Source organism: Anoxybacillus sp. FSL W8-0104 (assembly GCF_038004465.1).
GTDB classification, from domain to species: Bacteria; Bacillota; Bacilli; order Bacillales; family Anoxybacillaceae; genus Anoxybacillus; species Anoxybacillus flavithermus_G.
Map to the genome: position 1 here is coordinate 2,185,732 of NZ_JBBOQU010000001.1, position 15,401 is coordinate 2,201,132.

13 protein-coding genes and 1 pseudogene are annotated in these 15,401 nt (G+C 44.2%); 7 read left to right on the forward strand and 7 right to left on the reverse strand.

The features are described from left to right. Window positions 1–165: 165 nt before the first annotated feature. Window positions 166–543: pseudogene (locus tag NST18_RS11485) on the reverse strand (transposase); the annotation flags it as partial. Window positions 544–719: 176 nt separating this feature from the next. On the opposite strand from NST18_RS11485, the gene NST18_RS11490 reads away from it, so the two are divergent. The 7 genes from NST18_RS11490 (at window position 720) to NST18_RS11520 (ending at window position 2,827) form a co-directional block, all read left to right on the forward strand. Beyond that, window positions 720–944: a spore germination protein gene (locus NST18_RS11490; RefSeq protein WP_004892020.1), complete on the forward strand. Its 225-nt coding sequence runs from the start codon at window positions 720–722 to the stop codon at window positions 942–944. Between the two features lie 3 nt (window positions 945–947). Continuing rightward, a complete protein-coding gene (locus NST18_RS11495) occupies window positions 948–1,169 on the forward strand; it encodes a spore germination protein (protein ID WP_004892022.1) in 222 nt (73 codons plus the stop codon). A gap of 12 nt (window positions 1,170–1,181) precedes the next feature. Then, on the forward strand, window positions 1,182–1,388 hold the full coding sequence (locus NST18_RS11500) for a spore germination protein GerPB (RefSeq protein ID WP_004892026.1): 207 nt from the start codon (window positions 1,182–1,184) through the stop codon (window positions 1,386–1,388). A 72-nt stretch (window positions 1,389–1,460) separates the two neighbouring features. Next, window positions 1,461–2,045 (forward strand): spore germination protein GerPC, encoded by a 585-nt coding sequence (locus NST18_RS11505; protein WP_004892029.1) that lies wholly within the window; start codon window positions 1,461–1,463, stop codon window positions 2,043–2,045. Then, window positions 2,042–2,239, forward strand: coding sequence for a hypothetical protein (locus NST18_RS11510; RefSeq protein WP_004892032.1), 198 nt, complete (start codon window positions 2,042–2,044; stop codon window positions 2,237–2,239). The genes NST18_RS11505 and NST18_RS11510 overlap by 4 nt, the downstream gene beginning before the upstream one ends. Beyond that, entirely contained in the window at window positions 2,236–2,592 is a 357-nt protein-coding gene (locus tag NST18_RS11515; protein WP_004892035.1) for a spore germination protein GerPE, read from the forward strand. Before NST18_RS11510 ends, NST18_RS11515 begins: the two co-directional genes overlap by 4 nt. Before the next feature lie 13 nt (window positions 2,593–2,605). Continuing rightward, window positions 2,606–2,827: a spore germination protein gene (locus NST18_RS11520; protein ID WP_004892038.1), complete on the forward strand. Its 222-nt coding sequence runs from the start codon at window positions 2,606–2,608 to the stop codon at window positions 2,825–2,827. Here the strand turns inward: NST18_RS11520 and NST18_RS11525 are convergent. From NST18_RS11525 to NST18_RS11550, 6 genes are read right to left on the reverse strand one after another with little or no spacing between them, the layout of a single operon-like run. Further along, window positions 2,824–3,102 carry a hypothetical protein gene (locus NST18_RS11525; protein ID WP_004892041.1) on the reverse strand — a complete coding sequence of 93 codons (279 nt, stop codon included), beginning with the start codon at window positions 3,100–3,102 and terminating at the stop codon, window positions 2,824–2,826. The genes NST18_RS11520 and NST18_RS11525 overlap by 4 nt on opposite strands. A 13-nt stretch (window positions 3,103–3,115) precedes the next feature. Further along, window positions 3,116–6,475, reverse strand: coding sequence for an AAA family ATPase (locus NST18_RS11530; protein ID WP_004892046.1), 3,360 nt, complete (start codon window positions 6,473–6,475; stop codon window positions 3,116–3,118). Next, window positions 6,472–7,635 (reverse strand): exonuclease SbcCD subunit D, encoded by a 1,164-nt coding sequence (locus NST18_RS11535; protein WP_004892047.1) that lies wholly within the window; start codon window positions 7,633–7,635, stop codon window positions 6,472–6,474. Before NST18_RS11535 ends, NST18_RS11530 begins: the two co-directional genes overlap by 4 nt. A 1-nt stretch (window position 7,636) precedes the next feature. After that, complete coding sequence (gene addA / locus NST18_RS11540; RefSeq protein WP_004892050.1) at window positions 7,637–11,269, reverse strand: helicase-exonuclease AddAB subunit AddA; 3,633 nt, start codon at window positions 11,267–11,269, stop codon at window positions 7,637–7,639. Between the two features lie 4 nt (window positions 11,270–11,273). Further along, a complete protein-coding gene (addB, locus tag NST18_RS11545; RefSeq protein WP_080601166.1) occupies window positions 11,274–14,738 on the reverse strand; it encodes a helicase-exonuclease AddAB subunit AddB in 3,465 nt (1,154 codons plus the stop codon). Between the two features lie 16 nt (window positions 14,739–14,754). Further along, entirely contained in the window at window positions 14,755–15,357 is a 603-nt protein-coding gene (locus NST18_RS11550; protein WP_004892054.1) for a TVP38/TMEM64 family protein, read from the reverse strand. Window positions 15,358–15,401: the final 44 nt, after the last annotated feature.

Below are 15,401 nucleotides of genomic sequence, written 5' to 3' on the forward strand. Positions count from 1 at the left end.
CCTTCTCCCTTTTGTTAGTATTAATAAATTTTAGACTATATATAATATTTAGATAATATTCTATCATTTTTTTTTGTAAATTCAATATTCTCTATTATTTTTTTTCGTAAATTCAATAAATATTTATAGAAAGGTTCATCACCAAAAGTTGTACTTGCACCTGTCATGAACCCAGGCATTCAAACGACGTTTCGCTTGTCGCTCGCTTTGGCTTTTGGATACATAACGAAAATGTTGAAGGGATTGATAGACAGCCTGCAAGGAATCGCTCTCTTTCTGCCACTTTCGCACCGTTTGGCGCTCCTCCTCGGTGAGCTTCTCGGGACACTGGGTCAATCAGCGGCAAACATACCGAACATGCCCGTGTTTCTTGTTCACTTTTCCGAAGGATTGGCGGCATCGATCCAACGCTTCTGTAAACAATTGAATCACATGAAAATAATCGACCACATGCTTCGCTTCCGGACACCCCATAGCCATCAAGTTAAGAATTTGATCTTTTTTCAGCGCCAAAAACATTGATTTTTCGAACATGCGTATCATCCTAAAAAATTTTATACCGCTAACTTGACGGGTATGATTCCCATCCCCCACTTTTATATCTAAAAATTATTATTTTTCAGAAATATTATAACATATCTTTCTTTTTGTAGAGCACATTTCTTTCATTGTTTTCATATGATTGTGTAGGGGAAAGAACGAAAGAAAGGACGATGGCCATGCCTTCTTATATCGCTGGTCCAATAAAAATTACGAACGTCAGCAGCGACGGGACAGTGAATTTCGGTGATACGTTGCAAATTGCACCAAAAAGTTCATCAAAATCGCTCGCAGGTGCTGGTGGTGGAAATACAGGAGATTTTTTACAAACAAATACATTCATTAGCTTTACAAATACAATCGACCCCGACATCGTCGATGGCAACGTAAAAAGCAAGGGATAGCCGATGCCAGCCATTGTTGGAGCGGTCCAAATTAACAGCATCGGAGGTGGCGGTGTGTTTCATATCGGCGATGTATTTGCCATCTCTCCGTATAGCGTTGCTAAAACGTTTGCTGGTGCTGGTTCATTTAATACGGGGGACGGCTTGCATATTTACAATCAATATAGCAACACAAATACAAACGACCGCGATATTGCCGATAGCAATGTCGTTGGAAACGTCTAGCGAGGTGGGACGATGAATGTGTACGTTCAACAAACGATTTCTATTCATCAATTAAAAATCGGTTCGCTTACTAACTCATCTGTACTGCAAATCGGAACAACTGGAAAAGTACAACCGCTCGCCACATTAAGCAATACCGGTCAATTTACACAACCTGCTCCGGAATCAAAAATGAATATTCAAGGAGGACCGCTCGTTCCACTTCAGTCTCCTGTATAAAACTGTGATACTTCTTTTTGCTCGGCCATACATTAGAAAGTAAAAAGGTCGGCAAAGAAGGAGGCATCATACATGTGGCATGATTACTTTAAACAGCTCGAAACGTATTTAAAATGGCAACAACAAAAAATGCAATCGCTTGAACAAGCAGTAAACGCTTTACAACAGCAATATGAACAATTAAAAAAAAAGCCGCATACAACGATCGAAAAAATTGAATATCATTTTGATCAATTAAAAGTGGAAACGTTAGAAGGAACGTTAAATATCGGTTTAAATCCTGCCACGTTTGGAGAAGATACGATCGAAAATTTCGCCGTTCCCCAAAGTCAAACAATCATTCCGCAACCAACACCACTTTTTCGTAGCATTCAAACGGCTGTTCATTCATATTTACAAGAAGAAGGCGAAAATATTATCGCCCGTATGGAACAAACGTATAACCGTTCGCTCGATCCAACGTATCGCCAATTTATATTGGAAGATATTGCTCGACAAATTGATGACCGCATTCATTTTTATTTACGCCAACATGGAGAAAACGAACAAGAAAACGATGAGCGACAACAAAACATTATCGCATATTTAAAGCGAGATATCGAGTATTCCATTGAAACGTTTTTAAAACATTTACCTCGAGAGGGGATGAACGAATGAATATGACGGTTGTCAACCATCATCTTTCCGTCGGTCATATTTCGATTGGTGGGGTTGCAAGTTCATCGCTCGTATTAATCGGCGACAGCGAAACGATTCAATTAGCTTCCGCATTTGATACGCCGCCGGAATCGTTAATTATCGGTCCGTTTCCACAAAAACAAAGCAATAAAAAAAATGAGGAAAAGCGATGAGTCGCCTTTCCGTCGTCCACTTTCTGCGAGCAAACGCTGTCTCCTTTAGTTCCGTTGTACAAATTGGGGATAGCCAAGAAATTCGTCTTTCTGCGCGAGCACTTGCTGTTCAGCGACAGCTCGAATATGTGGATAGTAGGGAATTTCCACTTACTTTTCCGATTTTTGCAAAACCGATTCCCACTCCACCAATCGATGCTGAACCGCTTTGTCGCCATACGTTGCACGATTGTCCGCTCATCGCTGTTCATTCTATGCGCATTATCGGGGTTTCTTCTACATCCGTCGTGCATATCGGTTCAACAAAAACAGTAGAGGCAAATTCACGTGTCAAACATATTCGTCAACTATAAGGGGGGAAGCCGTATGCCAGCACTCGTCGGTCCGATTAAAATTAATCTCGTCGCTAGCGGCGCCGTCATGCAAGTCGGGGATACGTTATATGTATCACCGAAAATCACCTCTAGAACGTTCGCTGGTGCCGGTGCGTTTAACACAGGAAACTTTATTATGGCAAACAATGGCATTAGCTTAACGAACACGCTCGACTTTGATGCATCCGATCAAAACGTTGTCGGCAATGCTTAACGCTTTTGCCGCTTTGCTTTTTTTATTTTCGGTATCCGCTCAGCGGGTTGTTTGCGAATCCAGCGAACAAATGACGCAATTTGTTCATCATGTTGCATCTGTTCCATTGTGTATAGTCGACTGGCTAGCTCCTCGTTTGTATATAGGGCGTGAATTTGTTTATGGCACGGGATGCATAACCTTGCTGTTTCTGTGCCACCGTACTCTTTTGGGGTTAAATGGTGAGCAGTTAATACAACACCTTCTCTTCCGCAAAGTTCGCACATCCCTTTCATTGCAAATCCCCTTTTACATCACTTCAAGATAAACGGTCGTTCCTTTTCCAGACGGTTCTGCTGGCTTCACAATGAGCCGTTTCGGCATGCGTGCATGCAACTCTTGCACGTGGCTAATGACGCCAATCGCCATCTTTTCTGCCCGTAAACGTTCGAGCGCCGTCATAACGACATCTAACAACTCTTGGTCAAGCGTACCGAATCCTTCATCTAAAAAGAAAAATTGAAGCGGATATTCTCCGCGCAACTGAATTTGCGCCGATAACGCTAACGCTAACGATAAAGATGTTAAAAACGTCTCTCCGCCAGACAGCGTTGTCACCGGACGACGTACACCACCGTTTGCGTCATCACGAATAACAAAACCGCCTTCGGAGTCTAATTCAATCGCATAGCGCTGTCTCGTTAATTCGCCAAGTCGCTCGGAAGCATAGCGCGCCACATGAACGAGCTGTTCCTCGGCAATAAATTCAACGAAGCTGTTGCCGCGCAACACTTTTTGCAATTCTTCATACTGACCAACGACCTTCTCTAGTTGCGTTCGCTCTTGTTGCAATTGCACAAAGCGCACATGTTTCGTTTCCAAATCGGCGACGATTGCTTCGAGCGAACCGAGTTGACGCATATGTTCGTCTACTTGTTGCTTCACTTGTTCGTATGCGTACACCGTCTCTTCCCATTGCTGTTTCGTTATAACCGCCCCATTCATCGCTTCACGTAATCTTTGCCATTCGTTTTGCAACTTCGTGAGCACATCGTTATATTGTTGAATGCGTTGAGCGATTTGTTGTTTCGTTTGTTCATCTAAACGAGAAGCGCGTACGTCATCGACCGCTGTAAAAGAGCTAGTCTGCAATTGTTCAGCCAAAGCATATTCTGCTTCTTTTTTTCTTTTTTCTGCTTCTTGTAAAGCGACATCTGCTGCTTGTTTATCGGCTTGTAACGTTCGCAATTGTTGTTGTAAGTTCATCCAGCGCGCATACGCTTCTTCTTCTTCTCTTTTCATACGTTGTAGCGCTTGTTCCATAAAAACGATCTGTTGTTGCACACGCTCCTCGTCTATCTCTTCAGGTAGCGTTCGTTTATATTGTTCGTATTGCTGCTTGTGCATATTCCATTCGGTCATACATTGTGCTTTTTGTTTCGTCATGTCTTGATATGTTTCTTTCCATCGCTCCAATTCAGCTCGTTTATCATCTAGCACGATGACGCTTTTTTCAATACGCTGTTGTAGCTGTTGAGCTTCGCGTTCCCGTTCGCGAAGCTCAGAAAGCATCGCATCTACTTGTTCGAACGATACATCTGGATACGCCTCATGCCACATCTTTTTTTCTTCTTCAACTCGCGCACGTTTTTCTAAACATTTTTCTTCCCATTCACGAATTTGTTGGCCGATCGTTTCCATTTGGTATGCATATTGCTGTTGTTTTTGTTTTTGTTCGTTCCATTGTTCCATGTAGTGACGCACACGTTCCCGACATTCCACGTAATCTTGATACAGCGCCTTTTGTTCGACTTCCGCCTCTTGTAACGAACAAAGCGGTGTTTCTTCAACTTCTCGTTTCACTTTTTCGACATCAACATGCTGCGGCAACGGTTGACGCGCCATCAGTTCGGCCAATTGCTCCACTTGCACTTTGATTTGTTGCATAGCGATCATGAGCTGTTCCCCATGTTGAATGGAATGCTCCATTCGTTTCATCGCTTCTTCCTCGAGCGCCGTTTCTTTTCTTTTTGCTCGATTCGGATGATGCGTCGAACCACAAACAGGACAAGCCTCGCCATCACGCAAACGTTCGGCTAACGTTGCCGCTAAATCATGTAACCGCGCCGCTTCCATTTGCTTTCTTTCTTCTTTCTTTTGATAAACGAGTACCGCGACTTGCCTTTCGCGCTCACATACACGATGATACAACGATTCGACATAACGAAACGTTGCAACGAATCGCGCTTCGTTTTCTTTCATTTGTTTCATTACTTCGTCGTACGTTTGTTTCAACGTTTCGTACACTTTTTGTTTGTTTTCTTTTTCCCTTTCTAACTCTTCAAGCTGTTGTTGCTGCAATTGAATTCGCTTTTTTATCTCGTACGCTTGTTCCAATCGCTCTTTGACATGTACGTCTACTCTTTTTTCTTCCCATTGTTTTTTTAACTCTGCTTGTTTCGCACTCCATGTCGTATATTCTTTCGTGCACGTTTCAACCATTTGGAGCGCTTGTTGTTCTTTTTGCTCGATCTCTCGCAAGCTCGCGCGTAGCTTGGCTTGTTGTTGTTCGAGCGATCGCATAAGCGCCAACGTTTGCAACGCTTGTTTCAACTGCTCTTGTTTTTGCAACGCTTTCGGTTCTTCTTCGTTCTTTTTCACACGACATTGTTCATATTGTTTACTTGCTTGTTCATACATCACGCTTGTTTGTTGTAATTGGGAAGCTAGTTCACTTGCTTTTTTTTGCCAACTTACAACTTCTTGTGCGCTTCGTTCCGCTTGTTCCATATACGGCACAAGTCGCTCCGCCTCTTTGCTTCGCTCATACGTTTGCGCAAGCTGTTTCATCTGTTCTTCTTGTTCGCGCCATTTGTTTAGTTCATGTTCAACTTTTTCTTTTTCACATTGCCATTGCCATAATTGCTTTTCTTTTTCGTATTGTTCATGGATGTGACGCAACTTGCTTTTCGCTCTCTCTAACTCCTCTTTTTTTTCTGCTAATGCTTGCTTTTGTTTCTCGACTTGTTCTTTTGACGCATCGCCAAGCCCTGCCTGTTCCCCTTTAATCGCTTCGAGTTTTGCTGACGCCTCGGCTAATTTATTTTTTAATTTTTTATTTAATTCGTCTCCATACCGTTCGAGATGAAACAACCGCTGCAACATTTGGCGGCGCTCTGACCCTTTAAGCGATAAAAATTCCGCAAATTTTCCTTGTGGTAACACAACGGCTCGTGTAAAGTCTTTCATTTCTAAACCGAGCAATTGTTTTACTTGCTCATCGACAAGCCGTGTTTTATCTGCAATGACGACTCGTTCCGCTCCTTCTTCAATTAGGCGGCTGACGACGGAACGAATACGCAACGCATCCGCACGCTTAAACGAGCGCTCAACGGTATATCGTTTAGCCCCACTTGCATTTTGCAATTCAAACGTAAACGAAACGAATAACTCATTTTCGGCATGATTCATAATTCCGTTCGTTTGATTGGACGCACGCTCTACATTTCCGTATAAAGCGAGCGTCATTGCATCTAAAATCGATGACTTCCCGCTTCCTGTCGGTCCGAAAATACCAAATAATCCCCCTTCGCATAGTTTTTCAAAGTCAATCGTTTCTTTTTGACGAAAACTATGCAATCCTGCGATTGTTAAACGAATCGGCTTCATTGTTCGTCCTCCTCGGCAACGAGCTGTAAAAATAGTTGAACGATCTCTTCGGACGGTTTCCCTCCACCTGTTTGTCGTTCATAAAAACGCGTAAACAACGTTTCAATTGGCACATCGGTATGCACTTCACGAGTAACTTCTTCTTTCTTTAAGTAGTTCGGGCGAATATGAACAAATCCATCATACAATTTGCGTAGTCGATGTGTTTCTTCTAACGTTAACGATTGCTCGACATCAATTTCTAAATCAATCCACGCGCCGCGATCGCGCCCTTCCTCAATCCAACGATACACTTGCGCAAGCCCTTCTGTCGCTTTCCATCTGACAAGCGGACGTCCTTTTGACAATAAATATTCTGAAATGATCGGTGTGCAACGTGGCTGTACATCAATGATCGTGACAGACTTGCTGTATCCTGCTTCAGAAAAACTGTAAGCAAGCGGTGAACCGGAATAGCGCGCCGGCATGACCGCATGTTTTACATCTTGCGGACGATGCAAATGACCGAGCGCGACATATTGCGCCTGCGCAGGAAAGCTTGCCGGCGACACCGTATACGCCCCACCGAGCTCAATCGGACGCTCGGAGTCGCACGTTGCCCCGCCTGCAACATATAAATGGCTCATCGCAATATTCACCGCATCCTCTCGAAACGATTCGTTCATTTTCGCAAAAATGGCTCGAATGCGTTCATCATATCGTGCGCGCAACAACGCCTCGTCGCACTCCTCCGCCAACAATTCATTCAGTCGCGCCTCTGACGGATAGGGAAGCGCTCCGACCATTAACGTCTCGTCGCTTGATGGAACGTAAATTTGTTGCACACGATCGGTCGGAAAACCTAGCAACGTAATAGCGTGCATATTTGCAATCGGAGCGGCAGCGCTTAAACGCCCCGGATGATCGTGATTTCCTGCAATGACGACAACGTGGCGCTTACCGTAATCGCTTAACCGCGAAAGCGCTTCGTAAAAAAGCTTTTCCGCATCAGCAGGCGGATTGACTGTATCGAACGCATCGCCTGCAAGCAATACGACATCAATGTTTTCTTTTTGTACGATTTCGACCATTTCATCGATGACCGCTTCTTGCTCGAGTAAGCGGCTCCGTCCTTCAAGTGTTTTTCCTAAATGCCAATCAGCTGTATGTAAAATACGCAAATTAATTTCCCCCCATCGCTACAAGTAGCGCACCATCAAAAGCGTACACATACGTTTCTGTTACTTTCTTTCCCCAAATCGCTTCAATCGCTTCCTGATATAACGCCAATTGCCCTTTATATCGTCGCTTTAATTGTTCTTTCGGATCGCTCATCCATGACACGCGATCGGTTTTATAGTCAATTAAAACGAGCCCATGTTCATCTTCAAACACGCAATCAATAACCCCTTGAACGACAACTGTCTCGCCTTCCATTTCGTGCGCCAAATAAAACGGCACTTCCCGTTCAAGCCGAGTCGCCCGTTGCATTCGTTTACCAATCGGAGTGTGGAAAAAAGCAACGATGCTTTCTACATCAATAACCGTTGCCTGTTCTTCCGTTAGCCATTCACCGTTCACCATGCGCGCGATTTGCTCCCGCACCGTATCAACCGTCACTTCTTTTGTGACATCAACATGTTGCATCACAAGGTGCATCATCGTTCCTCGCTCCGCTGGCGTCATCATTTTCGCTTGCAAAAAGCGCGGACGGTCAACAAGCTCTTTTCGAAACGGCTGTTCTGCATGCCCACCGTATATGTCGCGCTGCCGCTTTAACTCCGATACGCTTTGTTTTGCCCTTAACACCGTTGCATCGGCATACGTATACGTCCAAAAAAGACGACGCTTTACTTCTTGTTCATATTCGCTTTTCATTGGTACAGGTTGCAGTTGTTGAATCGCCTCGACAATGTCTCGATGTTCATTCGCTTGCTCATCTTCTTGCTCAAGCGCATGCGCTGGCACGATGTGAATATCCCACAATGATGGATCATGAAGCACCGTTGAAGACGAACATATTCCTTGTGGGTGACGGGCTAATGCATAACCGATCCAATCCGCATAGCTTTTCGCCTTTTCAATCACATAAGCTGGCAATTCCCACGTTTGTATATAAGCAACTTCTTGCCATTTTTTCTTTTTCGCTTCCATATCTTTTGCGGTACAGACGATGTACAATTTTTCTTTTGCTCGCGTTAACGCAACATATAAAATACGCATTTCTTCCGCTAGCAGTTGCCATTTCATTTTTTTCTTTATCGCCAATTGTGCAACCGTCGGGTAGCTTGCTCGCCACGTCGGATGAACGAAGCGCATCCCTAGTCCGAAATCTTTATCTAATATATAGTCGCTGCGCAAATCTTGCATATTAAACGATTTTGCTGCACCTGCTAAAAAGACGACCGGAAACTCAAGCCCTTTACTTTTATGAATCGTCATCATGCGTACAACGTCTTCTTGTTCTGTCAACGATCGTGCAGCACCGAAATCGTCTTCTCGCTCTTTTAGCCGCTCAATAAACCGTAAAAAGCGGAAAATGCCGCGAAACGACGTTTGTTCATATTGTTTGGCCCGATCGTATAACGCGCGCAAATTGGCTTGTCGCTGTTTTCCGCCAGGCATCCCACCGACGTAATCGTAAAAATTCGTTTCTCGATACAATTGCCAAATCAAATCCGCAAGCGGTTTTTGTCTCGCCGCTGTGCGCCATTCGGATAACTTTGTCAACCACCGTTTCATTTTTTCACCGAGCGCTTCATCATCTTGAGGATGCTCGACAAAAGCACGCAACGCCTCATAAAAAGCCCCGTCTTTTTTCGCCAAACGAATGCGCGCCAACGCTTCTTCGTCTAAGCCAACAATCGGAGAGCGAAGTACCGCCGCAAGCGGAATGTCTTGATACGGATTGTCAATGACTTTTAAAAGCGACAACATGACCGACACTTCCGTCGCAGAAAAGTAACCGCTCGATAACTCGGCGTATACAGGGACGTTTTGCTTACGAAATTCTTCTAACATCGCTGAAGCTGATGACATCGAACGGCATAAAATAACGATGTCGCGATACATTAAGCGCCGTTCTCCTTTTAAACGACGATCGTAAACGAAAAACGGCTCAGCAAGCAACTGCTTAATTTTTTTAGCGATCCAGCGAGCTTCAAGCTGAATGGCCGTCACGTCCTCTTGTTCTTCTTCATCGCTTTCTTCTTTTGCTTCATTTATCCATACGCATTCAACCGGTACTTGTTTGTCAGGATAATCCTGCGCACCAAAGCGAAGCGCAGCATCGTCATCATAACGCATATCGCCGACCGTTTCGGTCATCAGTTGTCGAAAAATAAAATTTGTGCCGTCCAATATTTCTTTTCGGCTGCGAAAGTTTTTCGCTAAATCGATGCGAAGTCCACCGTCGCCATCTTTCGTAAACCGATTATATTTTTGTAAAAAAAGCGACGGTTCCGCAAGACGAAAACCGTAAATCGATTGTTTTACGTCTCCCACCATAAACATGTTGCCCGTTGCTTCATCATCGTTCGATACGAGCCGTAAAATCGACTCTTGCACCATATTTGTATCTTGATATTCGTCAACGAGCACTTCCGCAAATTGTGCTCGATAATAAAGAGCCGCTTCCGACGGCTTTAGCTCATGCCCGAGAGACGGAGCGCGTAAAATGCGTAAACAGTAATGTTCTAAGTCAGAAAAATCGACGATGCCTTTTTCATCTTTTTTCGCTTGCAGCAAATCAGCAAACCGTTGCACCATTTGTACGATCGTTGCCACAATCGGCTTCATTTCACGCAAATGACGCACGTATGTCGCAGGTTGAAACGAAAACAATTCCTCTGTTAAGCTGCTTATTTCTTTTTTCACTTGATCGCGCAATTTTTTTACATCTTCCACAAGCTGTTCATCATATGCGCCGTCTTTCGGCTTTCTTTTTGCCGTTGTAAACGACACGTTTTTCATTGCTTCATGTAGCTTTTGCCACGACTCATGGCGCGCTTCTTTTAGCTTTGCAATGACTTGTTCGTCGCTTGCGAGCGTATCGTATAAATAAGCGGGACCGCCCGGCTCTTTCGTTTTTTGCAACGCCTGCGCTAAGCGATATTCTGCTGCTTCAAGCGCCAAATCAACCGCTTGAAAAAGGTAATGGGCATACGGTAAGTCATCGATGCGCGCACCTTCTTCCACGTCATACATATGAACGATTTGTTGCAACCATCCACTTGGGTTTGGATGCGAACGTGAAAACTCGTATAATCGCAAAATAAGCGTCTGTAAATCCACATCTGTGCGATCGCTGGTATAGCGATCAACAACAGCTAAAAATGCTTCGTCGTTTTCTGCGTAATATTGTTCAAATAACGCTTCTAACACTTCTTCTTTTAATAACGCCATCTCTCCCTCATCCGCGATGCGAAACACCGGGTCGATGCCAATGACGTAATAATATTTGCGAATGACATCTAAACAAAACGAGTGAATCGTGGAAATGGACGCCTTTTGCAAAAGGCTGAGTTGTCTCCGTAAATGAAGCGAATGTGGTTCTTTTTCAAGCGCTCGCTCTAACGCTTCCCCGATGCGTTGGCGCATTTCCGCCGCCGCTGCATTTGTAAACGTGACGACAAGCAATCGATCGACATCGATCGGCTGTGTCGTATGCAATATTTTTTGAATGATGCGTTCAACGAGCACCGCGGTTTTTCCTGATCCTGCTGCCGCGGCAACGAGCGTATGCTGGCCTGTGGCGTAAATCGCTTGCCATTGTTCATCCGTCCATTGACTTTCTCGTGGTTTTGGCGGAATCACACAATCACTCCTTTAACCATTCATCAATCTGTTTCGGTGTTAATACGCGATATTGTTCCGCATCAATCCCTTCGTCAAATTGGCATACATCGCGAAACTCACAATATTGACATGCGGTTTTATTTTTTTGTTTGTACGGTGCAATATGCGTCACACCTTCGATCATTTGTTCGCCAACATCAACAATAAAGCGACGTACATGTTGCCGTAACATCGTAAATTGTTGCTCTGTTAACACTTTTGAATGTTGCGCAAACGTTCCATTTTTATTTAAACGGACAGGAACGATAAGAGAGCTTGTCCCCGGCTCTACATGCTCATCCATTAAGCGAACCGTTTTTTCATCTGCTAATACATATCCGCCCATTTTAAACTGTTCTAAAAACTTTTTCTCTAACTCATGTTCATCGAGCCATTCATTCACTTTTATCGTCGGATTATGAATCGGGAAGTATAACACTCCAGCTGGAAACGCCGATGTACCAACGAGCTTTTCCGCATACTCAAGCACAATATCTAAATAGGCCAACATTTGCAACGCTAAACCGTAATACACTTCCGTTAAATCGAGCGTCTTTTGCCTTGATTTATAGTCAATAATGCGGAGAAGCACCCCTTGTTCGCTCGTTGCTTGGTCGACGCGATCAATGCGACCGACAAACTGCAATACGGTTCCGTCCGACAATGTAAATGTAAGCGGTGGGAGCGGTTCTCCATCACCAAACCCTAATTCTACACCAATCGGCACAAAGCCGCTTCGCTTGGCGTGCTCGCTTAATACGGTCGTCGCTTTCGTCATAATCGTCTGTAACTTTTTCTTCATATATCGGTAGCGGTGTGTGCTTAACAACACTTCTTGTTGAATGTACGGGGCAATTTGCTCCACCGCCTCGTACGACAACTGTTCACATTGCTGTTTTGATAATTGACTCCACGGAAGTTGCTCTTGACGCAAACGATCGGCGATCACTTTTAACGCCTGATGAAACAACTGTCCCATGTCTGGCGCCTTCAATTGAAAAACCGTCCGTTCTTTTAACTTTAAGCCGTGCGCCGCAAAATGAGCGAACGGACAACGGTTAAACGTCTCCATACGTGAAATGCTCGCTTTCACTTTTTTTCCATATAACGCTTTCGCAAGCTGCTTATTTAAACGTTTCGCGCGATTTTCATAAAATAACGCACGTACAACGACCGCCATTCGTTCTTTCCATTGTTCATGTTGTACATAGGCATTGTATACATCCCACCATATCGGCTCAATGGCATATTGTCGCTTCCACGCTTCAAGTTGTTGCACGAGCGGACCGAGCGTTGCCACATCGTTTGTCACATACGTCAGCTGTTGTTGTAGTGGGAGTAAAAACGGATCCGTCCCCCATTGCATTTTTGTCACGTTCGGGAACATATCGGTCAGCCGTTTTATGAACATCGATGGCAACAACGTTTTTTCTTGCTCGTCAGAAAGCGCATACGTCACATATAAACGTTCAGACGGACTAACAAGCGCTAAATAAAGCAAAAACGGCTCATCAAGCAACCGCTCACGGCTTGCCGGAGCAACATGTAAAGAATAATGATGCAACAATTCACGATCCGTTTCCGACAACATGCCGTCATCATTTTTACGCATCGGAATGACGCCTTCATTTACCCCTACAAGAAACGTACAACGAATATTCGAAAGGCGCGAACGATCGAAATGCGCAATTAATACTTGATCCGTTGCCGGTGGCACGAGAGAAAACTGCAAACTTTCAAATCCCGTTTCGATAATCGTTAAAAATGTTTCAAGCGAAAGCGTTTCATCCCCTAATATTTCAACGTATTGATCGAGCAAGTCAATAAACGCTTGCCACACTTGTTCATGGTGGCGAGCTGCGGACAGATCACCTCTTTCTTCCGCTTCATCGCGCAACCGTTCTAATTTTTGCGGAATTTGAAGGTGTTCTGCATATGCATATAGCGCTTCACATTGCTCACGCCCCGTTTTTGCTTGTTTTAACCGCTGTTGTAAAACCAATAATGGTGAAATGACAAGTTTCCGCCATTCGTTTAATTGTTGTTCATATCGTTTTTCTTCATCAGTTTGAGGTGCATGCACACCTTCTAGCCCTTTATATTTACGATACGTCCAATGCTCCGTCCACTTATCCCCTTGGATGCCAGAAGCAAGCACATAGTTTTCAAGTTGATCCATCGCCATGCGCATATCATGTACAGACTGATCGAGGTGAAAAAAGAAATCTGTTTTCACAGCACGAAACACCGCTTCATAACGAAAATTTGTCCGCACCGCTTCCATACTTGCGCGCAACCATTCAATAAACGGATGATCGAGCATCGGTTCTTTTTCGTCAATAAAATACGGAATGCGATAGTCGGCAAACACTGTTTTTAACACGTTGCGATAATCTCCTACGTTACGAATCAATAAAGCGATGTCACGATAGCGATACTTTTCATCTCGTACAAGTCGAATGATTTCACGTGCAATGCCTTCCATTTCCGCTCGGCGTGTAGTCGCTTCTCCAATGACGATCGTTTCCGTTTGTTTTTCCCACTTACAGACAGGTCGATCATCGTAATGTGCTTCAAGATGACAGAGTTCTTCATGTTTATGGCGGACGTTGTGACGAAGTTGTTCTACTTTTTCAATCGGTACCCCATTTTGCAATGCGATATCGCGCAATTGCGCATACGTCCGCCACGTACTGCGAAAGACATGCAAATCATCCGGCAGTTGCTCATACGGGGCATCTAACGTGAGTGCAACGGTCACATGCGGGCAATGAATAAATAATTGTTCGATGACCATATATTCTTGCGGCGTAAATTCATAAAAACCGTCCATGTAAATGTGCGCGCGTTTCATATAAGAAGAATGGCGAATTTTTTCGGCAAGCAACCGTAAATAATCTTCCGAATCGACGTAATGATGCGCCATCTGTTGTTCAAATTGCTCAAAAATCATCGCTGTATCTTTTAATTTATCGGCAAGCACGGTTTCATTTGCGGTCGCATGGCGGCGCAGCTGCTCTTCCGTTTGTTTTAACGTCGCTGGCGTCACACAATACCGTTTATATTCTGTCAACATTTGTTCAAGTTGTTCAATAAAGCCGCGTTTATCCGCCGCTTTCCGAAACAACGTTAACTGCTCTTTTTGCTGTTCAACAATTTTCCTTAGCAACATATGTACGCCTGTTTGCGTTAAATGATGGCGGCTCATGCCGCCTGTCTCTTGAAAAATACGCCAAGCAAGGCGCGTGAAACTAAATACTTGTGCTCGAATCATTCCTTTGAGGCTACCGTTTATTAACGCGTACTCCGATTGAAACGTCATTTGTTCAGGAACGAGATAAATAATCGGATCGCCATCTGGTTTTTGTGCGAGTTGATCGATCATTTCTTTTAAACACATTGTCGTTTTTCCGCTTCCAGAGCGCCCGATCATGAAGCGTACAGCCATATCGTTCATCCTTTCTTTATTTTCCATCGTGCACCGCAAAACGTTGCTCGACTTTTTTTCCGATGTACCAAAGAAGAAAAATGGCGATTGCTGCAAAAATGGCGCGGAGCGGTTGGCGAATTAATGCCTCCACGTCATAGCCGATAAAACTAATCATAAAGACCATCACCATTTTTCCAAGCAACACGGCAAGCACATATTGTTGTACCGCAATGCCCGATAGCCCTGCAACAACATTGACCGCCGCAGATGGCGTAAACGGAAAACAAAGCAGTAAAAAGAGCGGACCGAAGCCACGTCGCTCAATCCAATGCATCATGCGACGAATCGTCGGATGGCGATGTAAAAAGGAGAAAAATCGTTGCCTCCCGATTTTTCGAACAAGGAAAAAGACGAGAAGCGAACCTGCGCTCGTTCCAAGCCATGAAATGAAAAATCCTTTCCAAAGCCCAAATGCCGCTGCGTTCGCCATCACAAAAACAAAGAGCGGCAAAAACGGCAAAAACGCCTCTGACATTGGTAGCACGATACCTGGAATAACGCCGAGCGAACGATATTGTACTAACATGTCGAGCATATGTTTTACTGTGAGCCATTGCTTTAATTCCTCTAAACTCATACTGTAACCCCTTTGCCACATGCTGATGTTTATATTGTACAAGT

What these genes read in the sequence shown, in the direction of transcription:
- NST18_RS11505 (WP_004892029.1), top strand. Translation starts at nt 1,461, where the DNA reads ATGTGGCATGATTACTTTAAACAGCTCGAAACGTATTTAAAATGGCAA.
- NST18_RS11525 (WP_004892041.1), bottom strand. Translation starts at nt 3,102, where the DNA reads ATGAAAGGGATGTGCGAACTTTGCGGAAGAGAAGGTGTTGTATTAACT.
- NST18_RS11510 (WP_004892032.1), top strand. Translation starts at nt 2,042, where the DNA reads ATGAATATGACGGTTGTCAACCATCATCTTTCCGTCGGTCATATTTCG.
- addB (WP_080601166.1), bottom strand. Translation starts at nt 14,738, where the DNA reads ATGGCTGTACGCTTCATGATCGGGCGCTCTGGAAGCGGAAAAACGACA.
- NST18_RS11550 (WP_004892054.1), bottom strand. Translation starts at nt 15,357, where the DNA reads ATGAGTTTAGAGGAATTAAAGCAATGGCTCACAGTAAAACATATGCTC.
- NST18_RS11500 (WP_004892026.1), top strand. Translation starts at nt 1,182, where the DNA reads ATGAATGTGTACGTTCAACAAACGATTTCTATTCATCAATTAAAAATC.
- NST18_RS11530 (WP_004892046.1), bottom strand. Translation starts at nt 6,475, where the DNA reads ATGAAGCCGATTCGTTTAACAATCGCAGGATTGCATAGTTTTCGTCAA.
- NST18_RS11490 (WP_004892020.1), top strand. Translation starts at nt 720, where the DNA reads ATGCCTTCTTATATCGCTGGTCCAATAAAAATTACGAACGTCAGCAGC.
- NST18_RS11520 (WP_004892038.1), top strand. Translation starts at nt 2,606, where the DNA reads ATGCCAGCACTCGTCGGTCCGATTAAAATTAATCTCGTCGCTAGCGGC.
- NST18_RS11515 (WP_004892035.1), top strand. Translation starts at nt 2,236, where the DNA reads ATGAGTCGCCTTTCCGTCGTCCACTTTCTGCGAGCAAACGCTGTCTCC.
- NST18_RS11495 (WP_004892022.1), top strand. Translation starts at nt 948, where the DNA reads ATGCCAGCCATTGTTGGAGCGGTCCAAATTAACAGCATCGGAGGTGGC.